Raw genomic sequence first — 22,823 nt, forward strand, 5'->3', positions numbered from 1 at the left:
AGTCGGTTCAGCCATGACCACACGACATGAAGGCTTGCGTGGGCATGCGCTATCGTTTGCAGATGGATACAAAAATGGACGTCGCTGCCAAGCTCGCCAGTCTGCTGAATCAGCTTAACACGGTGATCGTCGGCAAACAGGCGCAGGTGCGCGACTGCGTGGCCTGCCTGCTGGCCGGCGGACACCTGCTGATCGAGGACGTGCCGGGCGTGGGCAAGACCACGCTGGCCCATGCCCTGGCCCACACTTTCGGGCTGCAGTTCTCGCGCGTGCAATTCACCTCCGACCTGATGCCGGGCGATCTTTCGGGCGTGGCCATCTACGACCGCGGCCAGCAGGCTTTTGTGTTCCATCCGGGCCCGCTGTTCACGCAGGTGCTGCTGGCCGACGAGATCAACCGCGCCAGTCCCAAGACGCAGAGCGCGCTGCTCGAGGCCATGGAGGAAAAGCAGGTGACGGTCGAAGGCGAGACCCGCCCGTTGCCCAGCCCCTTCTTCGTGATCGCCACGCAGAACCCGCTGGACCAGCTGGGCACCTTCGCGCTGCCCGAGTCGCAGCTGGACCGCTTTTTGATGCGCATCTCGCTGGGCTACCCCGACCGCGCGGCCGAGCGCGAGCTGCTCTCGGGCCGCGACCGGCGCGAGATGCTGACTGAGCTGCCCGCACTGCTCACGGCCGCCGAGCTGCATGCGCTGCAGCAGCGCGTGCTGCAGGTGCATGCGGCCGAGCCGCTGCTCAACTACCTGCAGGACCTGGTGGAAGCCACGCGCTCGGGCCGCTGGTTCCTGCAGGGCCTGTCGCCGCGCGCCTCCATCGCGGTGCTGCGCACGGCCAAGGCGCAGGCCCTGCTGGCCAACCGCGACTACGTGGCCCCCGACGATGTGCAGGCCGTGCTGCCCCAGACCATCGCCCACCGCCTCACGCCCGTGGGCGACGCGGGCCGCGGCGCGGTGGAGCAGGTGCGGGCCATGGTGGCGGCCACGCCTTTGCCCTGAAGCCGCGATGGCCGTCGCGGCAGCCTCTTCCACCGCGCAGGGCGCCGCCGCCCGCGGCCTGCGCCAGCGTGTGGACGCCTGGTTCCTGGCCCGGCTGGCGCCCAGCGACCAGATCAGCCTGAACCAGCGCAACGTCTACATCCTGCCCACACGCGCGGGGCTGATGCTGATGGCCACGCTGGCCATCCTGCTGCTGGCCTCGATCAACTACCAGCTCAACCTGGGCTACCTGCTCACCTTCCTGCTGGCCGGCTGCGCGACCGTGGGCATGCAGGTGGGCCACGGCACGCTGCGCGGGCTGGACCTGCACCTGCTGCCGCCCACGCCGCAGTACGCCGGCAGCGCGGCGCTGCTGCGCGTGGTGCTGCACAACGCGCGGCGCCGCACGCGCTACGGCATCGGCCTGGCCGTGCATGGCCCGCGCCGGCGCAAGGCCGCGGCCCCCATCGCCTGGGCCTGGACCGACGTGCCGGGCCAGGGCCAGTCCACGGTCGAGATCGCCTTCCAGCCGCCGCGCCGCGGCTGGCATGCGATGCCGCCGCTCACAGCCGAGACCCGTTTTCCGCTGGGCACCTTCCGCGTCTGGACCGTGTGGCGGCCCGCGGCGCAGATGCTGGTCTACCCGCAGCCTGAAGCCCATCCGCCGCCGCTGCCGGCCGGCCAGCCGCGCGGCGGCCAGGCCATGGCTTCGGCCAGCACGCAGGGCGCCGGCGAGTACGACGGCGTGCGGCCCTACCGCCGCGGCGATCCGCTCAAGCTGGTGGTCTGGAAGAAGGCGGCGCGCGCGCAGGCCGCGGGCTCCGACGAGCTGGTCAGCCGCGACGCCGCCATGGCCCAGCGCCACGAGCTGTGGCTGGAGCCGGCCGCCACCGGCCTGCCCGACCACGAAGCGCGCCTGTCGCGCCTGACGGCCTGGGTGCTGCAGGCTGATCGGCTGGGGCTGGAATACGGCCTGCAGCTGGGTGCGCGCACGCTTGGGCCGGACCAGGGCGAAGCGCACAAGCGCGCCTGCCTCGAAGCCTTGGCAACAGCATGAGCCCAACCCTCGCCCTGCGCGCACGCCTCTTCGGCGAGATGCCGCGCGAGGCCCGCGACACGCTGTTCCTTCTGGGGGTGATCGCGCTGATCCTGCTGCCCCAGGTGGGCCACCTGCCGCTGTGGTGCGTGGGCCTGGCGCTGGCCGTGCTCGTGTGGCGCGGCGCGCTGGCGCTGCGCTCGCGCACGCTGCCCAGCCTGTGGTGGCGCGCCGGCCTGCTGGTGCTGGCGCTGCTGGCCACCTGGGCCTCGCACCGCACCCTGCTGGGCAAGGAAGCGGGCGTGACCCTGGTGGTGGTGCTGCTGGCCCTCAAGACCCTGGAGCTGCGCGCGCGGCGCGATGCGTTCGTCATCTTCTTCCTGGGCTTCTTCGCGATGCTGACCAACTTCTTCTGGTCGCAGTCGCTGCTCACGGCCGCAGCCATGCTGCTGGCGCTGCTGGGCCTGCTCACGGCGCTGGTCAACGCGCACATGCCCGCGGGCCGGCCGCCGCTGATGCAGGCCGCGCGCACCGCGGGCTGGATGGCGCTGGCCGGCGCACCGCTGATGCTGGCGCTGTTCATGTTCTTTCCGCGCCTGTCGCCGCTGTGGGGCACGCCCAACGACAACATGACCGGCCGCAGCGGGCTGTCGAACACCATGCAGGTGGGCACCATCGCCTCGCTGGTGCTCGACGACACCATCGCCGCGCGCGTGCGCTTCGACGACGACATCGTTCCGCCGCGCAATCAGCTGTACTTCCGCGGCCCCGTGCTCTCGCAGTTCGATGGCCGCGAGTGGCGCGCCGACCAGCCCTGGGAGCGCGTCGGCCTGCCCGGCAATCTCAGCGTGCGCGGCCAGGCGGTGGGTTATGAGATCACGCTCGAACCCAGCAACCGCCCCTGGTTGCTGATGCTGGACGCCGTGGCCCAGGCGCCCGAGGTGCCGGGCAACCTGCGCGTGTTCCAGACGCCCGAGCTGCAATGGCTGGCCAACCGGCCGCTGGGCGACCTGCTGCGCCTGCGCGCCCAAAGCCACCTGGAATTCACGCACGGGCCGCTGCGCCGCGTGCCAAGCCTGGCGCGCTACACCGCGCTGCCCGAAGGGCGCGACCCGCAGACGCGCGCGTTGGCCGAGCAACTGCTCACGCAGGCCCGTGCCGCACAGCCCGAAGGCGACCTCACGCCGCGCCTGGTGCAGATGGCGCTGACGCGGCTGCGCACCGAAGGCTATGGCTACACGCTGGAGCCTGAGATCTACGGCGAGAACACGGCCGACGAATTCTGGTTCGTGCACAAGGCCGGTTTCTGCGAACACATCGCCTCGGCTTTTGCGGTGCTGATGCGCGCGGCCGGCGTGCCGGCGCGCATCGTCACGGGTTTCCAGGGCGGCGAGGTCAACCCGGTCGACAACTACTGGACCCTGCGCAACAGCGACGCCCATGCCTGGGCCGAGGTCTGGCAGGAAGGTCGCGGCTGGGTGCGCGTGGACCCGACGGGCGCCATCTCGCCCGAGCGCATCGGCCAGTTCCGCCGGCTGGCGCCGCAGCCGGGCTTCATGGCCTCGGCCGTGGGCGCCTTCAGCCCCACGCTGATGCAGAACCTGCGCGCCAGTTGGGAAGCGCTGAACAACCACTGGAACCAGTGGGTGCTCAACTACACCCAGAGCCGCCAGCTCGATCTGCTCAAGCGCCTGGGCTTTGACAGCCCCAGCCTGGCCGACCTGGCCTGGGTGCTGCTGGTGCTGCTGGCCGCAGGCAGCCTGGCCGTCGGCGGCTGGGCGCTGTGGGAGCGCCGGCGCACCGACCCGTGGCTGCGCCTGCTGGCCCAGGCGCGCGCGCGGCTGGCCGCGACCGGCATCGAACTGCCGCCCCATGCCGCGCCGCGCCAGATGGCCGAGCGCCTGGCGCGCGAGGCCGATGCGCAGGCCCATGCCCCGTTGCGCGACTGGCTGCTGCGCCTGGAGGCCTGGCGCTACGGGCGCGAGCCCTCGCCCGCGGGCCTGGCGGCGCTGCGGCGCGAACTCCAGCAGATCCGCCCCATCCGTCGCTGATGCGCGCGGGCCGGCACCGGCCGCGCGGCACAATGGTGCCGATGCTCTGCCCCGCCCTGCGCTCCACCCTGGCGGCCGCCCTGCTCGGCCTGGCCACCACCGTCCTGGCACCGCTGCCAGCCCAGGCCCAGGCCGCCAACCCCGTGCGCGGCAGCACGCCCTACGCCACGCGCGCCGACGCCATGGCCTTTGCCGATGAAGTGGCGGCGCGGCGCGGGCTGGACAGCGCCTGGGTGCGCCAGACCATCGGCCAGGCCCGCTTCCTGCCCAACGTGCCCAGGCTCATGCTGCCCGCGCGCACGCCCACGCAGAAGAACTGGCGCGTCTACCGCAGCCGCTTCATCGACCCCGTGCGCATCGCCGCGGGCGCGCGCTTCTGGCGCGACAACGCCACCACCCTGGCGCGCGCCGAGCGCGAGTTCGGCGTGCCGGCCGAGATCATCGTGGGCATCATCGGCGTCGAGACCATCTACGGCCGCGACATGGGGCGCTTTCGCGTCATCGACGCGCTGGCCACGCTGGCCTTCGACTTCCCTGATGCACACCCGCGCGCCGAGCAGCGCCGCGCCTTCTTCCGCGAGGAACTGGAAAGCTTCCTGGACACCGGCAGCCGCACCCACGCCGACCCGCTCACGCCGCTGGGCAGCTATGCCGGCGCCATGGGCATGCCGCAGTTCATGCCCAGCAGCATCGCCAAGTACGCGGTGGACTACGACCGCGACGGCCGCATCGACCTGGTGGGCAACCCGCAGGACGTGATCGGCTCGGTCGCCAACTACTTCAAGGCCTTCGGCTGGCAGCCCGGCATGCCCAGCGTCTACCCCGTGCGCCTCGACACCGCGCGGCTGAAGATGGATGTGCTCATGGCGCCCGACATCCTGCCCACCTTCAGCGCCGACAGCTTCGTGGCGGCGGGCGCGCAGCTGCAGGGCCCGGCCCTCAGTCACCCGGGCCTGCTCGCGCTGATCGAGCTGCGCAACGGCGAAGACGCGCCCAGCTATGTGGCGGGCACGCAGAACTTCTACGTCATCACGCGCTACAACTGGAGCAGCTACTACGCCATGTCGGTGCTGGACCTGGGCGCCGAAGTGAAGGCGGCGCTGGCGCAATGACCCTTGCCGCATCCCCCGCCCTGCACGCGCACTGGCAGCAGGCCTGGCAGGACCTGGGCCTGAGCGCGCCCGAGGGCCTGTTCGAGGCCCTGGCCGCCGCCTGGTCCGAACCCTGGCGCCACTACCACACGCTGCAGCACCTGGGCGAATGCCTGGACGCGCTGGCCCGCGAGCGCGCGCTGGCCCGGCGCCCGGGCGAGCTGGCGCTGGGCCTGTTCTTCCACGACGCGGTGTACGCGCTGCAGGCCGACGACAACGAGGCCCGCAGCGCCGAATGGGCCGTGCGTGCCTTGCAGGAGGCACGCGTGCCGGCCGACGCCATCGCGCGCGTGCATGCCCTCGTCATGGCCACCTGCCACCAGGCCACAGCCGCCGCGCCCATCGACCCCGACGCGCAGCTGCTGGTGGACATCGACCTGGCCATCCTGGGCGCCGCGCCCGCGCGCTTCGCGCAGTACGAGGCCCAGATCCGGCGCGAGTACGCCCATGTGCCGCCCGAGGTCTTCGAGCCGCGGCGCCGCCGCATCCTGGGCAGCTTCCTGGCGCGCGACCCCATCTACCAGACACCCGGCCTGCATGCGCGCTGCGAAGCGCAGGCGCGCGTGAATCTGACGCAGGCCATCGCGGCCAGCGGCACGCCCGGCTGAGCGCGCGGCCTCAGTCGGCGCTGCTGCACACCGTCTGCGAACCGACCCGGTTGCAATAGCGGATCTGCGGCGGCGCCCAGCCCGCCTTCTCGCGCAGCTGCAGGCCGACCTGGCCCTCCCGGGCTTGCGCGGTCACCCGCGTCTGCGCCTGGGCCAGCGCTTCCTCCAGGCCCTGCCCCATCTGGCGGCAGAACTCCGGCGAGCTGGGGCTCTGGGCGGCCAGCTCCACATGCCGCTGCAGCTTCCAGCGGTCGTATGTGTGCGCGTTGATCACGCTCAGCACCAGGTTGCGGCCCCGGGCCGCCAGCTCGGGCGGCATGTGGCCCTGCTGCGCGCAACCCGCCGCCTTGGCCAGGCCAAAACCCAGAAAGGCATAGTCGTCTTCGGGCAGGCTTGGCCTGGCCGTCGCGCATGCCGTGGCCAGCATGCCGGCCGCACACGCGAGCAGGGTTTTTTGCATGAGCCAATGTAGCAGTCGCCCGCGGCGCGAAGGCGCTCCATGCCCGTCACGGCAGCGACACACCCCACGCGTAAATCACCAATTTGGGGGATACCCAGGCGCGGCCCGGCCCACTAGGCTCGCCGGTGCAAAACCCTGCCCTGTCTCCACGCCGCCCCCACCATGTCGATCAAGACCGTGCTCTACGTCAGCAGAGCGCAGCGCCACCGGGCCCCCCGTCATTTGCAAGCCCTCATCCCGCTGGCGCGCGCGGCCAATGAACGCGAGCGCATCACCGCCGTGCTGATGTTCGACGGCCGCAACTACACCCATCTGCTGGAGGGCCCCGCCAAGGCGGTGGACGCCACCATGGCGCGCATTGCGATGGACCCGCGGCACACCCGGATGCGCGTGCTCTTCGAGCAGGCCCGCACCACCCGTTCCTACGTGGGCTTTCCGCTGAGCTACCTGCACGACGACACGCGCCAGGCCCTGACCACCGAACTGGTCGACGGCCACCGGGCGCTGTCGGGCGAGCAGGTCAAGGCTCTGTTCCCGGCCTGGTGCAGCGAGGAACCGGCCGCCGCGCCTTACTGACGCACCCAGCGCCACCATTCGCTGCGCAGCCCATCCGGCCCGGCCTCCACCCGGCCCAGCAGCAGGCCGGCATCGGCCGCCCCGGCCAGCCCCAGGGCCGTCAGCGCGGCCGGCCCCTCGCCCCGCATGGCCAGGAAGGCCGCATCGCCCTGCCAGCCCAGGCCCTGCGCCAGCGCCGCCAGCGTGATGGCCGGCTGGCTCTGCATGAAGGTGAAGGGCATGGGCAGGTCTTCCTGCCATTGCGCAAGCGCCTCGCGCTGCGCCTGTGCGGGGCCGCCCCGGCTCAGCAGGCGCAGCCGCGCGGCGGGCGGCAGCTGCGTTTCGCCAGCCGCCTGCAGGCAGCCCAGCGCGCCATACAGCGCCAGCTCGGTCCATTCGCCCAGGCGGCGCGGGCGATGGCCCAGCATCTGCGCCAGCGCCTCACGCCAGTGCGCAGGCGGCGCGGCCTGGCCCACGTGCGCGCACAGGCGCCAGCCGGGCATGTGCAGTGGCAGCGGGTGCCGTGTCATGAAGGCTGCGCCTCCAGAACCCAGGCGTTGTGACCCCCGCCGAAGCCGATGGTGTGGAAGAGCACGCGCGCCAGCGATGCCGGCGCTTCGTGCAGAGCCAGCCAGCGCAGGTTCAGCGCCGGATCGGGCTGTGCATCCGGCGCCAGCGCGGCGGGCCACAGGCGCTCTTCCAAGCAGCCCAGCAGCAGCGCCAGCTCGACGGCGGCCGACGCCCCCATGCAATGGCCGATCCAGGGCTTGAAACCGATCAGCGGCGGCACGCCCTGCGCGCCGAACAGCGCGTGCAGGGCCTGCGCCTCGGCCGCGTCGTTGCCCGGACTGCCGGCCGCCTGTGGCTTGACCAGGCCGAGCTGCGCCGGCGTGCAGCCCGCCTGGGCCAGCGCGGCGCGCGCCGCGGCTTCGATGGCCTGCGGCGCGGCGCCGGTGGGCTGGCTGCCGTCCACGGCATGGGCCGCGCCCGCCAGGCGCCAGCGTGTGGGCGCCGTGCACAGGTGCAGCGCCGCCACGGCCTGGCCCAGCACCAGGCCGTCGCGCTGCGCGCCAAAGGGCCGCGCGCGCAGCGGCGACAGCAGCTGCAGCCCGCCGAAGCCGGCCGGCGTGAACAGGTTGTCCATCTCCACACCCAGCACCAGCGCGTCGCTGCCTTCGCCCGCCTGCAGCCAGTCGCGTGCGGCCATCAGGGCCTGCGCCGACGAGGTGCAGGCCGAGGAGAAGCAGAACACCGGGCCGGGCCAGTCCAATGCACGGGCCACCGCATCGGCAAAGCTGTGCAGGTCACCCGCGAAGGCCGGGGCGCGCAGCCCCGCCTGCTCTTCCTCGTAACCCATGTCCAGCGACGAGGAGCCGATGAACAGCGCCATGCCCGGCTGCGGCTGCAGGCCGGTCTGCGCCACCACGGCGCGCACGGCCTGCGCCAGCCGCGCCTGCCATGGGCCGGGCAGCGGCGGCAGGCGATGCAGGGGCCAGCGATGGCCGGGGGCGACCTCCACGCAGCCGGCGTCGGCCGGCGGCCGCTGCAGCGCGGCCCGGGCCGCAGCCCAGCCCCAGCCCAGGCTGCTGACCAGGCCGCGGCCGGCCACATGCACGGGCAGGCGTTGTGCGCTTTGCTCGCTCATGCGGCTTCGCGCGCAGTGCGCATGTTCAAGCCTGCGCGCGCATGTGCGCCAGCAGGTGATCGGCCAGGTGCGACAGCGATTGCAGCGCGCGGCGGGTTTCCTTGCTGTCGGGCATGCGCACGCCATAGCGCTTCTGGATGGCCATCGACAGCTGCAGCGCGTCCAGCGAGTCCAGGTCCAGCCGCGCGTCGGGGCCGAACAGCGGCTCCTCGGGCTGCAGGCCGCCGGGCGGCTCGGCGCGTTCGACGGCGGCCAGCAGCATGGCGGGCAGCTCGGCCATCAGGGTGGTGCGGTCCATCGCGGTGGGCGTCATCAGCGCGTTCTCTTTCCAAACAGCCAGGCGGCCAGCGCGAACAGCAGCGCGGCGCCCAGCACCAGCCGGCCCACGGGCGCGGCCACATCCATGCAGTTGCCCCCGCGCAGCAGCACGGTCATCAGCGCCTCCAGCGCCCAGTTCATGGGCGAGGCCTGGGCCACGCGCTGCATGAACTCGGGCATGACGAAGGTGGGCACCATGATGCCGCCGATGGCGGCCATCACCACGTTGAGCGCGGGCCCCGCCGTGGCGGCCTGCGCATGGGTGCGCACCAGGCAGGCCAGGGCCAGCGCCAGGCCCACGGCCGCCAGGCTGATGGCGGCCAGCACCAGCAGCAGCGCGCCGATGTGCACGCCGGCCAGCGACAGCGCATCGCCGCCCAGCGCGGGCACGCCCCACAGGCCCAGGGCCAGCATCAGCCCCGCCTGCAGGGCGTTGATGCCCAGGTAGGGCAAGGCCTTGGAGGCCAGCATCACGCCGCGCGGCACGCCCAGGCTCTGCAGCCGGCCCAGCGCGCCCGTGGCGCGCTCCTGCACCACCAGCGAGGCCATGGAAGCGACCACGAAGAACATCGCGAACACCAGCCAGGCCGGCACGTTCTGCTGCACGGCCGTGGGCCGCACGCTGGCGCCGGCAAAGCGCCGGGCCTGCACCAGCACGGCCATCGAGTCGCCATCGCCCACCAGCGGCGCGCCCGCCACCTGGAAGGCCAGCCGCCCCTTCACCTCGCCGGCCGCGCCCACCAGTTCGGCGCGCAGCGCATTGAGCAGATGGCCGTCGATGCCGGGCTCGGCCAGCAACTGGACGTGGGCGCTGCGCGGCAGGCTTTCGGATTCGAGCGCGTCCGACAGGCCCGCCTGCAGCTGCACCACGTACTTGAGGCGGCCGCTGCGCAGGGCCTCGGGCCAGTCGGCCGGCAGCGGCAGCGGATCGCCATGGGTGCGCAGCCAGGCCGCACGCACCAGTTGCGCGGGCACGCCGCGGTCCTGCACGTCAAGCGCATAGCGCAGCGTGGTCAGCGGCGGGCTGTAGTACTCCTTGAGCGACAGCGACATGATCACGATGAACACCGCCGGCATGGCAAAGAGCACGGCCAGGCCATGCACGTCGCGCCGCAGCGCGAGCAGTTCCTTGCGGATCAGGGCGGCGAGCATGGCAAAGCGCCAGGCGCGCAGGACGCTTGAGGATTCGGCCTTCATGCGCCGCCCTCCTCAAGTCCGCCGCGTGCCATGCGCTGCGTCTCCAGTTGCCGCCGCGTCTTGTCCATATTCCGAGACGGCGTCTCGGATGAGAGAGTGCCCAGAGCCTGCGCCCTGTTCCGAGACAGCGTCTCGGAAATCCTCTGGGGCGGGTAAGCCAGATAGAACAGCCGCATCTGCTCGAGGTTGTCGACGCTGAAGCCACGGCCAAAGCGCTCACTCAGGTCCTTCGAGAGGCGCTGCAAGAGCTGTTGCCCGCGTGCTGCCCGCTGTTGCCCGCCCTGCTCGAATTCGACGATGCGCCGGCCGATCTCCCAATAGCTGGCCGTCATCAGCGCATTGACGCTGCGCGCAGCGGCGTGGCGAGCCGCCTCCAGCAGCGTGACGATGCCGGTGTGGACGGCCGCATAACCGGCCTGTCTTGGCGTGGGTGGCGTGCGCTGCTCGCTCATGCCCGCACCTCAGTCCCGCAACGCCCGGTGCGTGAGCGCCATGAACAGCTGCTCCAGGCTCGCGCGGCCGAACTCGGCCTGGCGCACGTCCACGCCTTCGGCCTCCAGCGCCACCAGCACGGCGCTGGGGCGCTGGTGTGCGGCCAGGCGCAGGCACCAGGGGTCGGGCCCCTGCTCCACCTGGCCCCAGCGCTGCAGGCGCTCGGCGCTCAAGCCATCGGCGCGCAGGGTGAGCACGGTGGCGCCTTCGGCCAGCAGCGCGTCCAGCGGGCCGTCGCGCAGCACGCGGCCATGGTCCAGGATCAGCACGCGGTCGGCGATGGCTTCGATCTCCTCCATGTAGTGCGAGGCGTAGATCACGGCCGTGCCGGCATCGGCCAGCGCGCGGATGGCGTCGAGCACGAAGGCGCGCGACTGCGGGTCCACGCCGACGGTGGGCTCGTCCAGCAGCAGCAGCTCGGGCTCGGGCAGCAGCGCGATGGCCAGGTTCAGGCGCCGCTTGAGGCCACCCGAGAGCTGCTCCGCGCGCACGTCGGCAAAAGGCTGCAGCCGCGCGAAGTCCAGGCAGGCCGCGATGCGCCCGGCCCGCCGGGCGCCGCGCAGGCCGCAGGCGGCTGCAAAGCAGGCCAGGTTTTCCATCACCGTGAGCGGCGGGTAGAAGGCCAGTTCCTGCGGCGCCACACCGATGCGCGTGGGCGTGCGTGCACGCACCGCGGCCAGCGGCTGGCCATCGACGGTGATCTGCCCGCGCTGCGGCGCAAGCGCGCCTGAAAGATGCGAGATCAGCGTGGTCTTGCCCGCGCCATTGGGGCCCAGCAGGCCCAGCACCTGGCCGCGCGCGGCCTGCAGCTGCACGCCGTCGAGCGCCGGCGCGCTGGCGCCCGCATAGCGGTGGTACAGGCCGTCGATGGCGAGCATGCGTGCTGGAAGAAGAAAAAAGCGGCGCCGCGTTCAGCGTGCTGCGCGGCCCAGCTCGGCGAAGAAGGCGTCTTCCTGCGCGGCCTGCTGGCGCAGCAGCGCGGCCAGCGCGGGCGGGTCGACCGCTTCGCGCCCCTTGACCATGCGCGCGGCCTTGAGCGCAAACGCGCGCCAGTCGTCGCCGATGGCCGTGAGCCGGTCCGAGAAGCTGCGCAGCACGTCGCGCCCGGTGATCTGCGCGGCTTCCTGCAGGAAGGCCGCGTAGATGAAGCGAAAGCCCGCGCCGCCGGTGCCGATTTCTTCCTGCATCCGCACCAGGTGGCCGATGTAGGCGACGGTGAAGGGCTCGCCCGGCGGCAGCTTCTCGAGCTTGCCGGCCAGCATGCGCATGCCGCGCACGCCGATGAGCGGGATGGGTGCGCGCAGCCGCCGCGCGTTGGTGCGGATGGCGCGCAGCACCGCGTCGGGCGTGGGGGCCTTGCGCGCGATGGCTTCGGGCCAGTACATCAGGCCCCTGGGCGCCAGCGCGCCCTTGGCGAAGCGCGCACGCGCCAGGTCGGCCGCGCTGCAGCGCATGGGGGTTTCGAAGACCGGGTCGCTGATCAGGTACTCGTCGCCCTCCTTGCCGTAGACCAGCAGGTTGTGCGCGTTGAAGTGAAAGCGCATGTCGGGCGGGAAATAGGGCAGCCAGTAGACCGAGGTCTGCAGCCCGACGCTCTGGCCGCGCGCGAGCAGCTCGTCCAGCCGCTGCTGGCCGGCCTCGGGCGTGGCGAAGGTCTGGAAGCGAAAGCGCGCGCCCAGCGGCGCCAGCAGGCCCTTGATGATGGCCCGCGGCGGCATGCGGTACGAGATGAGCGGCAAGCCCGAGAGCTTGACGAAAGGCAGGTAGGCGAAGGCCAGTCCGCTCGCCAGGCCGAAGGCCAGGCTCTCGGTCATGGGCACGCCGTGGTGGCGCAGCATGTTGGCCATCACGCCGCTTTCGCAGTGCGCGGCATGCAGGTGCTCGAAGGCCGGCGTGGCGGCGGCGGTGGTGGTGTTCGTCTGGCTCATGGCACGGTTCCCAGCGCCTGCACATCCAGGCCCAGCGCCTGCGCGTAGCGTGCGCGCTGCGCGGCCGACAGCCGTGCGAAGCCCGCGGGCGTCAGGTGCCGCCGCACGCGCCACTGCCAGAAGCCGCTGGTCTGCGACAGCAGCGCCGCGTCCATGCGGCGCGCATACATCCAGTACTCCAGCGGCGAGGCGCTGCCCGCGCGCACGCGTTCACGCGCGGCCTCGGCCAGCTGCACCAGCGCATCGACCGCATGCAGGGTGCAGATCTCCTCGGCCTCCCAGCCCTGGGAGCCCACGGTCACGCTGCGGCCCTGCGCGTCGCGCGCGTACATGAGCTTGCGGTGGCCGCCCAAAGTGGCGTTGCCTTCCTGCGGTACGTCGTCCAGGCGCATGGCGGATCAGAGGGCCTCTAAGTGGATGAAGCCGCTGGAAAAGCGCCCGCTCTCGGGCACGAACATCAAGAGGCGCTGGCCCGGCCGCACGCGGCCCGAGCGCAGCAGTTCGTCGAGCATGATGTAGGGCGAGGCCGAGCCGGTGTTGCCCTTGCTCGCGAGGTTGGTGAACCAGCGCTCGCGCGGGATCGGCAGGCCGATCTCCTGCAGGCACTGGGCCACGGGATCGGCGAAGTAATGCGAAGACAGGTGCGGCAGGAACCAGTCGATGGCCTGCGCCTGCAGCTGGCGCTTGTGCATCAGCGCCAGCAGCGGCTCGCGCAGGGTGGCGCGCACGATGTTCTCGTTGAGCAGCCGCACGTCCTGCTTGACGGCGAAGGTGGATTGCCGGGCCCATTGCTCGGGCGGCGTGCGCATGTAGCCCTGCAGGCGGCCCTGCGCGTCGCGCTCGCCGCCGGCGTACATGCACACGGGCAGTTCGTGGGCGGCCGAGCTGAGTTCGACCCAGTCCACGCGCAGCGGCCGCGGGCCGCGCGGTTCGCGCTCGAGCAGCACGGCGCCTGCGCCGTCGGAGAGCATCCAGCGCAGGAAGTCCTTTTCAAAGGCGATCTCGGGCCGGGTCTCTAGCTGCTCCACGCGGTGCGCCAGCTCGGACTCGAAGTTCGCGCCGCGCATGAAGGAAGACGACAGCTCCGAGCCCGTGGCCACGGCGCGCCGCGCGTCGCCTGCGCGCACCGCCAGCCAGGCGTGCTTGAAGGCCGCCGTGCCCGCCAGGCACACGCCCGCGCAGGAAACGACCTCCAGCCGCGGCCAGCCCAGCTCGCCGTGCACCATCACGCCATGGCCGGGCATCAGCTGGTCGGGCAGCGAAGTGCCCGTGGCCAGCACGTCGACCGGGCCGATCTCCTGCACGTCGCCCAGCGCGCGCACGGCCTGCGCCGTGAGCTGGGCGTTGCTCATGGCCGCTTCGCCCGTGGCCGGGTCGATGGCGTAGTGGCGCTGCGCGATGCCGTTGCTGCGCAGCACCAGCCGGCGCGCGCGCGAAGGCCTGTCGCCCGCCTGGCCCAGGCGGGCCTCCATCTCTTCGTTGTCCACGGGCGAGAAAGGCAGGAAGGCGGCAGTGCGCGTCAGAAAGACGTCGATCGTCATGGCGGGGGACAGCGGTCGGAGGCAGCCGGTGCATCGGAGGCGGTGGCCGAACCGGAAGGCAATTCGTATTGGGCGCGGATTCTATGCAGCCACCCGCGGCACCAGGGCCTGGCCAGCGCCTGCACAGTCATGCTGATGGGCACCACCGTGAGGATCAGCACGATCAGGAACAGCACGTACAGCGCCACCAGCGGCTGGCGTGCCGCGCTGCCCGCGCCGCCCACGGCGCGGATCAGCTTTCCCCAGAGGTAGAAGCTGCGCGTGCCGGCTTTTTCGCTGACGTACAGCCGCGCGTCGGCCCGCACCGCGCCCAGGCCCGCCAGCAGCGGGCCGCTGCCGCGCTCGTCGCCGCGCGCCAGGGCCGCGCGCAGGGCATGGCCGAAGCGCGCGCAGCCTTCGATCTGCGCCGCGTTCAGCCCCGCCGCGGGCATGCCCCAGAAGGCGTTGCGGCGCCCGGTCAGCAGCCAGCGCGGCGTGGTGATGAAGGTGGCCCAGGTGGGGCCGGGGTCGGTCAGCACCACGTTGTCGATCAGGCGCGCGCCGCAGCCCTCGAGCAGGCCGCGCAGTTTGTCGAAGGCCAGCATCCACATGTTGCGGCAGGCGATGACGCTGACCACCGGCACGCCGCGCAGCACGCGCGCGGCCAGCGGATGCTGCAGGAAGGCCGTGATGGGCTGCGAAGGCGCGAGGAACCACACCTGCCAGGGCAGGATGACCAGGTCGAAACGCTCGTCACTCGACAGCGCCAGCGGCTGCAGCGGGCCGGGCGCGAGGTGGGCCGATTCCGGAAAGGCGTCGAAGAAACGCAGCAGCGGCCACGGACAGGGAAAAGGCGTCTGCGGCACCAGGCGCAGCTCGGTCAGCGAGAGCGCGGGGTCGGTGCGCAGCGGCGCGATGAGCCGGTCGGTCACCGCGTCGAGCTGCCCGGTCTGCGAGTAGCGCAGCACCAGTACGCGCTTGGGCACCTGGGCGGGGCTCTGGAGGTCGGTCGTCACGGGCGGCAAGGCAGGCAAAAAGTCAGGCAAAGGTCGTCAAAATGTACGCGAAGCGCATCCCGGGGCACGAAGGCGGACCGCCCCGCGCGCACCGAGTAAAAAAGCCGCGCCTCGCGGCGCGGCTGCGGCCGCCGCCCGCAGGGCGATGCGGGCGGCAGGAAGGCGGGAGCGCGGCGCTCAGCGCACCTTGCCTTCCTTCCAGGCACTCAGCAGCTTGGCGTACTCGATGGTCTCGCCCTTGGGCTTCTCGTTGGCCAGCTTCTTCCACGGCGCATGCTGGTCGCTCAGCCACTTGTTCGGGTCGCCCTTGGCATTGAGCTTGGGCGCGCACCGGGCCATGCCGGCGCGCTGCAGGCGGGCCATCACGTTGTCCATCTCGTCGGCCAGGTTGTCCATCGCCTTCTGCGGCGTCTTCTCGCCCGTCACGGCCTCGGCCACGTTCTTCCACCACAGCTGGGCCAGCTTGGGGTAGTCGGGCACGTTGGTGCCGGTGGGCGTCCAGGCCACGCGCGCGGGGCTGCGGTAGAACTCGACCAGGCCGCCCAGCTTGGGCGCCATGTCGGTCATCGCCTTGCTCTGGATGTCCGATTCGCGGATCGGCGTCAGGCCCACGATGGTCTTCTTCAGCGACACCGACTTGGCCGTGACGAACTGCGCGTACAGCCAGGCCGCGGCGGTCTTGTTGGCGTCATGGCCGTTGAAGAAGGACCACGAGCCCACGTCCTGGTAGCCGTTCTGCATGCCCTGCTTCCAGTACGGGCCGTTCGGGCCGGGCGCCATGCGCCACTTGGGCGTGCCGTCCTCGTTCACCACCGGCAGGCCCTTCTTGGTCATGTCGGCCGTGAAGGCCGTGTACCAGAAGATCTGCTGCGCGATCTGGCCCTGCGCGGGCACCGGGCCGGCCTCGCCAAAGGTCATGCCCGTGGCTTCCTTGGGCGCGTACTTCTTCATCCAGTCGATGTACTTGGTCAGCGCATAGACGGCGGCCGGCGAGTTGGTCGCGCCGCCGCGCGAGACTGCGGCACCCACCGGCGTGCACTTGTCGTCGGCCACGCGGATGCCCCATTCGTCGATGGGCAGGCCGTTCGGGTTGCCGACGTCGGCGGTGCCGGCCATCGACAGCCAGGCGTCGGTGAAGCGCCAGCCCAGCGAGGGGTCCTTCTTGCCGTAGTCCATGTGGCCGTAGATGGGCTTGCCGTCGATGGTCTTGACGTCGACGCTGAAGAACTCGGCGATGTCCTCGTAGGCGCTCCAGTTCAGCGGCACGCCCAGGTCGTAGCCGTACTTGGCCTTGAATTTGTCCTTCAGGTCCTTGCGGTCGAACAGGTCGGCGCGGAACCAGTAGAGGTTGGCGAACTGCTGGTCGGGCAGCTGGTAGAGCTTGCCGTCGGGCGCGGTGGTGAACTTGGTGCCGATGAAGTCCTTGATGTCGAGCCCGGGGTTGGTGAATTCCTTGCCCGCACCGGCCATGTAGTCGGTCAGGTTCATCATCTTGCCGTAGCGGTAGTGCGTGCCGATCAGGTCGGAGTCGGAGATCCAGCCGTCGTAGATCGACTTGCCCGACTGCATCGAGGTCTGCAGCTTCTCGACCACGTCGCCTTCCTGGATCAGGTCGTGCTTGACCTTGATGCCGGTGATTTCCTCAAAGGCCTTGGCCAGGGTCTTGGATTCGTACTCGTGCGTGGTGATGGTCTCGGACACCACCGAGATTTCATTGACGCCCTTGGCCTTGAGCTTGGCGGCCGCGTCGATGAACCACTTCATCTCGGCGGCCTGCTGCTCCTTGCTCAAGGTGGAAGGCTGAAACTCGCTGTCGATCCACTTCTTGGCCTCGGCTTCCCCTGCCCATGCGGCCTGCTGCCCGGCGCACAAGACTGCGACGGCAAGAACCAATGCGGTGTGGCGCATCTCCATAGCAATGTCTCCAGTTGGTGCTGCCCCCTTCCCTGGGTATTCAGACCGGCCTCGGGGCAGCGGAAAGCCGGATCGAATGCTGGAAACAAAGCGGGTCGGCGCGCGGCCCTCCTCAGCCCTTGCGCATGATCAGCAGCAGCGCGGCCATCGAGATGCCGAAGCCCCACCAGATGGAAGGCTCCGCATCCAGGCTGAGCCATTCCTGCAGCTTGCCGGCCAGGCCCACGAAGGCGAGGTTGATGTAGGCCGCCGTGAGCAGCCCGATGAAGAGCCGGTCGCCGCGCGTGGTCTCGATGGGCAGCCAGCCGCGGCGCAAGGTGGTGGGCGACTTGATTTCCCACACCGTCATGCCCACGAGCATGAGCGCGATGCAGCAGAAGAAAACCGCCACCGGGGTGGTCCAGACCATCCAGTCGAGCATGTGCGTTCTCCTTCAGACCCGCCCCATCGCGAAGCCCTTCGCGATGTAGTGGCGCACGAACCAGATGACGATCGCGCCGGGCACGATGGTCAGCACCCCCGCGGCGGCCAGCGTGGCCCAGTCCATGCCCGATGCACTCACGGTGCGCGTCATGGTGGCCACGATGGGCTTGGCGTTCACGCTGGTGAGCGTGCGCGCCAGCAGCAGTTCCACCCAGCTGAACATGAAGCAGAAGAAGGCCGCCACGCCCACGCCCGCCTTGATGAGGGGCAGGAAGATGGTGAGGAAGAAGCGCGGGAACGAGTAGCCGTCGATGTAGGCCGTCTCGTCGATCTCGCGCGGAATGCCGCTCATGAAGCCTTCGAGAATCCACACCGCCAGCGGCACGTTGAACAAGAGATGCGCCAGCGCCACGCCCAGGTGCGTGTCCATCAGCCCCACCGTGGTGTAGAGCTGGAAGAAGGGCAGCAGGAACACCGCCGGCGGCGTCATGCGGTTGGTCAGCAGCCAGAAGAACACATGCTTGTCGCCCAGGAACGAGTAGCGCGAGAAGGCGTAAGCCGCCGGCAGCGCCACCGTGAGCGAGATCACCGTGTTGATGGCCACGTAGATCAGGCTGTTGATGTAGCCCGAGTACCACGACGCGTCGGTGAAGATGCGCACGTAGTTGGCCCAGGTGAACTGCGCCGGGAAGAACGAGAAGCTCGAGAGGATCTCCTCGTTCGTCTTGAAGCTCATGTTGACCATCCAGTAGATGGGCAACAGCGCGAACAGGAGGTACAGCAGCAGGAAGATGCTGCGCTTGCGAAAGCGTCTTTGCTCGTTCATTCCTTCGCCTCCGTATCCTGCGCGCCCACCCGCTGCATCCAGTTGTAGAGCATGAAGCACAAGAGCAGGATGATCAGGAAGTAGATCAGCGAGAAGGCCGCGGCCGGCCCCAGGTCGAACTGGCCCACGGCCTTCTGCGTGAGGTACTGGCTGAGGAAGGTGGTGGCATTGCCCGGGCCGCCGCCGGTGAGCACGAAGGGCTCGGTGTAGATCATGAAGCTGTCCATGAAGCGCAGCAGTACCGCGATCATGAGCACGCCGCGCATCTTGGGCAGCTGGATGTAACGGAACACCGCGAACTTGCTGGCGCCGTCGATGCGCGCGGCCTGGTAGTAGGCATCCGGAATGGAGCGCAGGCCGGCAAAGCACAGCAGCGCCACCAGCGGCGTCCAGTGCCACACGTCCATCACCAGCACGGTGACCCATGCGTCGGTGGCGTTGCCGGTGTAGTTGTAGTCCACGCCCAGCTTCTGCAGCGCGTAGCCCAGCAGGCCGATGTCGGCGCGGCCGTAGATCTGCCAGATGGTGCCCACCACGTTCCAGGGAATGAGCAGCGACAGCGCCACCACCACCAGCACCGCCGAAGCCCTCCAGCCGGTGGCCGGCATCGACAGGGCCAGCACGATGCCCAGCGGAATCTCCACCAGCAGCACCGCCAGCGAGAAGCCCAGTTGCCGCAGCAGCGCCGCGTGCAGCTCGTCGTCGCGCATCACCGAGGCGAACCACTCGGTGCCCACGAACACGCGACGCTCGGGCGAGATGATGTCCTGCACCGAGTAGTTCACCACCGTCATCAACGGCAGGATGGCCGAGAAGGCCACGCAGATGAACACCGGCAGCACGAGCAGCCAGGCTTTCTGGTTGACGGGCTTGACGGTCGTGTTCATGAAACGAGCTCCTCGTTGCGGTAGAAGCAGGTGCGAAGGTCCAGCACCTGCAGCCACACGGTCTGGCCGATGGCCGGCAGCGCCGTGCCATTGGCCAGCCGGGCCTTCATGTCGCCGCCCTGCGCCTGCGCCGTCAGCAGCTTGCAAGTGCCGATGTCCTGCAGCCTGCGCACCGTGGCCGGCACCGCGCCCGGATGGTGCTCGGTGCTCAGGCTCAGGTGCTCGGGGCGGATGCCCACCTTGAGCGGCCCGTCGGGCAGCGACACCGGCGCGGCCAGCTCGATGCCGGCCACCTGCAGGCGCCCGCCCCTGCATTCGGCGGGCAGGAAGTTCATGCCCGGCGAGCCGATGAAGTGGCCCACGAAGGTGTGGGCCGGCCGCTCGAACAGCGCCTCGGCCGTGCCGACCTGCACCGCGCGGCCGCGCGACATCACCACCACCTCGTCGGCGAAGGTCAGCGCCTCGACCTGGTCGTGCGTCACGTAGATCAGCGTGAGCTTGAGCTCGCGGTGGATTTCCTTGAGCTTGCGCCGCAGTTGCCACTTGAGGTGCGGGTCGATCACCGTGAGCGGCTCGTCGAAGAGCACAGCCGACACGTCCTCGCGCACCAGGCCGCGGCCCAGCGAGATCTTCTGCTTGGCGTCGGCCGCCAGGCCGGCGGCGCGCTGGCCCAGCTGGCCCGACAGCTCCAGCATCTCGGCAATGCGCCCCACCCGCTCGCGGATGCGCGCCTGCGGCATGCCCCGGTTGCGCAGCGGAAAGGCGAGGTTCTGCGCCACGGTCATCGTGTCGTAGATGACGGGAAACTGGAACACCTGCGCGATGTTGCGCTGCTGCGGCGTCTGCCGCGTGACGTCGCGCCCGTCGAAGCTGACACTGCCCTGCGAAGGCGCGAGCAGCCCCGAGATGATGTTGAGCATCGTCGTCTTGCCGCAGCCCGAGGGCCCCAGCAGCGCATAGGCGCCGCCGTCGGCAAAGCTCATCTTCAGCGGCAGCAGCGCATAGTCGCTGTCCTGCTTCGGATCGGGCCGGTAGGCATGGGCCAGGTCGAGGTCGATGCGGGCCACGCTTTCTATCCCTTGTTGTTGCGGCGATGCGGCGCCAGCACCAGCTCGCCGCGCGCGTCGAACACATGGACATCGGCCAGCGAAAAGCGCAGCAGCACCAGCAGCCCGGGTTCGAGGCGATGGACGCCCGTGAGCTGCGCCACCAGCTCGCCCGCCTGGCTGTCCAGGTGCACGAAGGTGTCGGAGCCCGCGATCTCGGCCAGCGTGATGCGGGCCGGCAATTCGACGCCGTTGGACTGCGCCCCGTCGGGCCGCCCCACGGCCAGCGCGCTGGCGCGCAGCCCCACCGTCACCTGGCCTTGCGCCGCGGCCGGCAGGTCCAGCGGCAGCGCCAGGCCGCCGCCCAGCTGCACGCCGGCGCTGCTGGCCTCGCCGGGCAGCAGGTTCATCGGCGGGTCGCTGAAGGCGCGCGCCACGCGCAGCGACTTCGGCGCGTGGAAGACCTCGGCCGTGGGCCCGTACTGCAGCAGTTCGCCCGCATCGAGCACGGCGGTGTAGCCGCCCAGCAGAAGCGCTTCGCCGGGCTCGGTGGTGGCGTAGATCACCGTGGAATCACCCGAGGCGAACAGCAGGCTCAGCTCCTCGCGAAGCTCCTCGCGCAGCTTGTAGTCGAGGTTGACCAGGGGCTCGTCCAGCAGCATGAGCGGCGCATTCTTGGCCAGCGCGCGCGCCAGGGCCACGCGCTGCTGCTGGCCGCCCGAGAGTTCGGACGGCAGGCGGTTCAGGAAGGGCGTGATGTGCAGCTTCTCGGCCAGCTCGCCCACGCGGCCGGCGATGTTCGCCTCGCCGCGCAGCTTGAGCGGCGAGGCGATGTTCTGCGCCACCGTGAGCGAGGGATAGTTGATGAACTGCTGGTAGACCATGGCCACGTTGCGCTCGCGCACCGGCATGCCCGTCACGTCGCGCTTGTCGACGAACACCTTGCCGGTGGTGGGCGCGTCAAGCCCCGCCATCAGGCGCATCAGGCTGGTCTTGCCGGCCTGCGTGGCGCCCAGCAGCACCGTCACCGCGCCGGGCTGCGGCGCGATGCTCTGTTCGTACAACCAGGTCTGGGCGCCCACCCGTTTGGTGACGCGCTCAAGGCTGAGCTGCAAGTTGGACCTCCTTCGGTGCATCGTTGTTGTCGTTCGGCGCGGCGGCATGCGAGCGCATCCACCGCTCGACCTGCTCGCGCGCCGCGGGCGCCAGGTGCAGGCCCAGCTTGGAGCGGCGCCACAGCACGTCCTCGCCGGTCAGGGCCCACTCCTCGCGCTGCAGATAGCGCAGTTCGGCTTCGTACAGCCCCGGCGCCACCTGGGCGCCGAGATCGGACACGAACCTGGCATCGCCCAGGACGCGATCGACCCGCGTACCGTAGGCCCGGGCCAGGCGCCGGCCCAGCGTGCCGCCCAGCCAGGGGTAGCGCACATGCAGCAGATCCACGAAGCGCTCGAAGTCCGCATCGGGCCGCTCGGCCTTGCCGATCCAGGGCGACAGGTCGCCGCCGGCCAGGAAGGCGCCCTCGGTCCAGGCCGGACGCGGCTCGCCCAGCATGCGGCTCACCTCGTCGGCCGCGTCCTCGGCCAGCTTGCGGAAGGTGGTGATCTTGCCGCCCCACACCGACAGCAGCGGCGCGGCGCTGGTGTTGGACTCGAGCAGGTAGTCGCGCGTGACCGCCGAGGGATCGCCCGAGGCATCGTCCAGCAGCGGCCGCACGCCCGAGTAGGTCCACACCACGTCCGACGGCGTCACCGGCTTGTCGAAGTAGCGGCTGGCCTGCGCGCACAGGTAGTCGATCTCGTCCTGTTCGATGCGTGCGGCGCCGGGGTCGTCGCCATCGATCTCGATGTCGGTGGTGCCGATCAGCGTGAAGCTTTCCTGGTAGGGAATGGCGAAGATGATCCGCTTGTCGGGGTTCTGGAAGATGTAGGCGTGGTCGTGCGTGAAGAGGCGCGGCACCACGATGTGGCTGCCCTTGACCAGCCGCAGGCTCTTGGTGGCCAGCGCCTCGCCCGCGGCCGGCCGCGCCACGCCGCGCAGGAAGGATTCGGCCCACGGGCCGGCGGCGTTGACCACGGCGCGCGCGCGGACTTCGCGCACACCTTGAGGCCCTTCGAGCGTCACGGTCCAGCCGTCCGCATCGCGCGTGGCGCCGGTGCAGCGGGTGCGCGTGAGCACCTGCGCGCCGCGTTCGCGCGCATCCATGGCGTTGAGCACCACCAGGCGCGCATCGTCCACCCAGCCGTCCGAGTAGACGAAGCCGCGCTCGAATTCCTTCTTCAGCGGCTCGCCCGCCACATGCTCGCGCAGATCGATGCCGCGCGAGGCCGGCAGCACCTCGCGGCGCGCGAGATGGTCGTACATGAACAGGCCGATGCGGATCATCCAGGCCGGCCGCTGGGCCGGGTCGTGCGGCATCACGAAGCGCAGCGGCCACATGATGTGCGGCGCGCTCTTGAGCAGCACCTCGCGCTCCTGCAGCGCCTTGCGCACCAGCGAGAACTCGTAGTACTCCAGATAGCGCAGCCCGCCGTGGATCAGCTTGGTGGACGAGGACGAGGTGTGCGAGGCCAGGTCGTCCTTCTCGCACAGCAGCACGCGAAAGCCCCGGCCGGCCAGGTCGCGCGCAATGCCGCAGCCATTGATGCCGCCGCCGACGATCAGCACATCGCAATGGGCCGATGACTCTGGCGTAGGAGCAGCGGAGGTCGCGGTCATGGAGACGAGTTCCCGATTCGGTTCGTGAGCGTGTCCGGCGGCGATTATGGGGCGCATG

At 70.5% G+C, this 22,823-nt stretch carries 23 protein-coding genes and 1 pseudogene; 6 read left to right on the forward strand and 18 right to left on the reverse strand.

Annotated features, from left to right (window positions below; genetic code table 11):
* The first annotated feature begins 74 nt into the window (after positions 1-74).
* The 5 genes from PGB34_RS08200 to PGB34_RS08220 are packed head-to-tail and all read left to right on the forward strand — an operon-like array spanning position 75 to position 5,820.
* A complete protein-coding gene (locus tag PGB34_RS08200) occupies positions 75-995 on the forward strand; it encodes an AAA family ATPase (RefSeq protein ID WP_271427566.1) in 921 nt (306 codons plus the stop codon).
* A 7-nt stretch (positions 996-1,002) separates the two neighbouring features.
* Positions 1,003-2,031, forward strand: coding sequence for a DUF58 domain-containing protein (locus tag PGB34_RS08205; protein ID WP_271427567.1), 1,029 nt, complete (start codon positions 1,003-1,005; stop codon positions 2,029-2,031).
* Positions 2,028-4,061, forward strand: coding sequence for a transglutaminase family protein (locus PGB34_RS08210; RefSeq protein WP_271427568.1), 2,034 nt, complete (start codon positions 2,028-2,030; stop codon positions 4,059-4,061). The genes PGB34_RS08205 and PGB34_RS08210 overlap by 4 nt, the downstream gene beginning before the upstream one ends.
* A 41-nt stretch (positions 4,062-4,102) precedes the next feature.
* Positions 4,103-5,173 carry a lytic murein transglycosylase B gene (gene mltB, locus PGB34_RS08215; protein WP_408647851.1) on the forward strand — a complete coding sequence of 357 codons (1,071 nt, stop codon included), beginning with the start codon at positions 4,103-4,105 and terminating at the stop codon, positions 5,171-5,173.
* Positions 5,170-5,820, forward strand: coding sequence for an HD domain-containing protein (locus tag PGB34_RS08220; RefSeq protein ID WP_271427569.1), 651 nt, complete (start codon positions 5,170-5,172; stop codon positions 5,818-5,820). Before mltB ends, PGB34_RS08220 begins: the two co-directional genes overlap by 4 nt.
* 10 nt (positions 5,821-5,830) lie before the next feature.
* Here PGB34_RS08220 and PGB34_RS08225 read toward each other — a convergent pair whose 3' ends face one another.
* Positions 5,831-6,280, reverse strand: a complete 450-nt coding sequence (locus PGB34_RS08225) for a hypothetical protein (RefSeq protein WP_271427570.1) — start codon at positions 6,278-6,280, stop codon at positions 5,831-5,833.
* A 162-nt stretch (positions 6,281-6,442) separates the two neighbouring features.
* Between PGB34_RS08225 and PGB34_RS08230 the strand changes: the two genes are divergently transcribed.
* The gene (locus PGB34_RS08230) at positions 6,443-6,856 is read left to right on the forward strand and encodes a BLUF domain-containing protein (protein WP_271427571.1); all 414 of its coding nucleotides are present in this window, start codon (positions 6,443-6,445) and stop codon (positions 6,854-6,856) included.
* Here the strand turns inward: PGB34_RS08230 and PGB34_RS08235 are convergent.
* The 17 genes and pseudogenes from PGB34_RS08235 to glpD form a co-directional block, all read right to left on the reverse strand.
* Positions 6,850-7,365 (reverse strand): hypothetical protein, encoded by a 516-nt coding sequence (locus PGB34_RS08235; RefSeq protein WP_271427572.1) that lies wholly within the window; start codon positions 7,363-7,365, stop codon positions 6,850-6,852. The genes PGB34_RS08230 and PGB34_RS08235 overlap by 7 nt on opposite strands.
* The gene (locus tag PGB34_RS08240) at positions 7,362-8,480 is read right to left on the reverse strand and encodes a beta-ketoacyl synthase N-terminal-like domain-containing protein (protein ID WP_271427573.1); all 1,119 of its coding nucleotides are present in this window, start codon (positions 8,478-8,480) and stop codon (positions 7,362-7,364) included. The genes PGB34_RS08235 and PGB34_RS08240 overlap by 4 nt, the downstream gene beginning before the upstream one ends.
* A 25-nt stretch (positions 8,481-8,505) precedes the next feature.
* Positions 8,506-8,793 (reverse strand): phosphopantetheine-binding protein, encoded by a 288-nt coding sequence (locus PGB34_RS08245; protein ID WP_271427574.1) that lies wholly within the window; start codon positions 8,791-8,793, stop codon positions 8,506-8,508.
* Positions 8,793-9,995, reverse strand: a complete 1,203-nt coding sequence (locus tag PGB34_RS08250; RefSeq protein WP_271427575.1) for an ABC transporter permease — start codon at positions 9,993-9,995, stop codon at positions 8,793-8,795. Before PGB34_RS08250 ends, PGB34_RS08245 begins: the two co-directional genes overlap by 1 nt.
* Before the next feature lie 122 nt (positions 9,996-10,117).
* A pseudogene (locus tag PGB34_RS08255) lies at positions 10,118-10,447 on the reverse strand (DUF1016 N-terminal domain-containing protein); the annotation flags it as partial.
* A 9-nt stretch (positions 10,448-10,456) separates the two neighbouring features.
* On the reverse strand, positions 10,457-11,365 hold the full coding sequence (locus PGB34_RS08260) for an ABC transporter ATP-binding protein (protein ID WP_271427576.1): 909 nt from the start codon (positions 11,363-11,365) through the stop codon (positions 10,457-10,459).
* Positions 11,366-11,398: 33 nt separating this feature from the next.
* A complete protein-coding gene (locus tag PGB34_RS08265; protein ID WP_271427577.1) occupies positions 11,399-12,415 on the reverse strand; it encodes a BtrH N-terminal domain-containing protein in 1,017 nt (338 codons plus the stop codon).
* Positions 12,412-12,807, reverse strand: a complete 396-nt coding sequence (locus PGB34_RS08270) for a hypothetical protein (protein ID WP_271427578.1) — start codon at positions 12,805-12,807, stop codon at positions 12,412-12,414. Before PGB34_RS08270 ends, PGB34_RS08265 begins: the two co-directional genes overlap by 4 nt.
* Positions 12,808-12,813: 6 nt before the next feature.
* Positions 12,814-13,956: a beta-ketoacyl-ACP synthase III gene (locus PGB34_RS08275; protein ID WP_271427579.1), complete on the reverse strand. Its 1,143-nt coding sequence runs from the start codon at positions 13,954-13,956 to the stop codon at positions 12,814-12,816.
* Positions 13,953-14,951 (reverse strand): dialkylrecorsinol condensing enzyme, encoded by a 999-nt coding sequence (locus PGB34_RS08280; protein ID WP_271427580.1) that lies wholly within the window; start codon positions 14,949-14,951, stop codon positions 13,953-13,955. Before PGB34_RS08280 ends, PGB34_RS08275 begins: the two co-directional genes overlap by 4 nt.
* A 177-nt stretch (positions 14,952-15,128) precedes the next feature.
* Positions 15,129-16,865, reverse strand: a complete 1,737-nt coding sequence (locus tag PGB34_RS08285) for an ABC transporter substrate-binding protein (RefSeq protein ID WP_271427581.1) — start codon at positions 16,863-16,865, stop codon at positions 15,129-15,131.
* A gap of 112 nt (positions 16,866-16,977) precedes the next feature.
* A complete protein-coding gene (locus PGB34_RS08290; RefSeq protein ID WP_271427582.1) occupies positions 16,978-17,286 on the reverse strand; it encodes a DUF2160 domain-containing protein in 309 nt (102 codons plus the stop codon).
* 12 nt (positions 17,287-17,298) lie between these two features.
* The gene (locus PGB34_RS08295) at positions 17,299-18,114 is read right to left on the reverse strand and encodes a carbohydrate ABC transporter permease (RefSeq protein ID WP_271427583.1); all 816 of its coding nucleotides are present in this window, start codon (positions 18,112-18,114) and stop codon (positions 17,299-17,301) included.
* Entirely contained in the window at positions 18,111-19,001 is an 891-nt protein-coding gene (locus PGB34_RS08300; protein ID WP_271427584.1) for a carbohydrate ABC transporter permease, read from the reverse strand. Before PGB34_RS08300 ends, PGB34_RS08295 begins: the two co-directional genes overlap by 4 nt.
* The gene (locus PGB34_RS08305) at positions 18,998-20,068 is read right to left on the reverse strand and encodes an ABC transporter ATP-binding protein (RefSeq protein WP_271427585.1); all 1,071 of its coding nucleotides are present in this window, start codon (positions 20,066-20,068) and stop codon (positions 18,998-19,000) included. Before PGB34_RS08305 ends, PGB34_RS08300 begins: the two co-directional genes overlap by 4 nt.
* 5 nt (positions 20,069-20,073) lie before the next feature.
* Complete coding sequence (locus tag PGB34_RS08310; RefSeq protein ID WP_271427586.1) at positions 20,074-21,162, reverse strand: ABC transporter ATP-binding protein; 1,089 nt, start codon at positions 21,160-21,162, stop codon at positions 20,074-20,076.
* Complete coding sequence (gene glpD, locus PGB34_RS08315; protein ID WP_271427587.1) at positions 21,146-22,765, reverse strand: glycerol-3-phosphate dehydrogenase; 1,620 nt, start codon at positions 22,763-22,765, stop codon at positions 21,146-21,148. The genes PGB34_RS08310 and glpD overlap by 17 nt, the downstream gene beginning before the upstream one ends.
* Positions 22,766-22,823 lie beyond the last annotated feature (58 nt).

Origin of the sequence: Xenophilus arseniciresistens, assembly GCF_028023875.1 — a bacterium.
Lineage (GTDB): Bacteria > Pseudomonadota > Gammaproteobacteria > Burkholderiales > Burkholderiaceae_C > Xenophilus > Xenophilus arseniciresistens.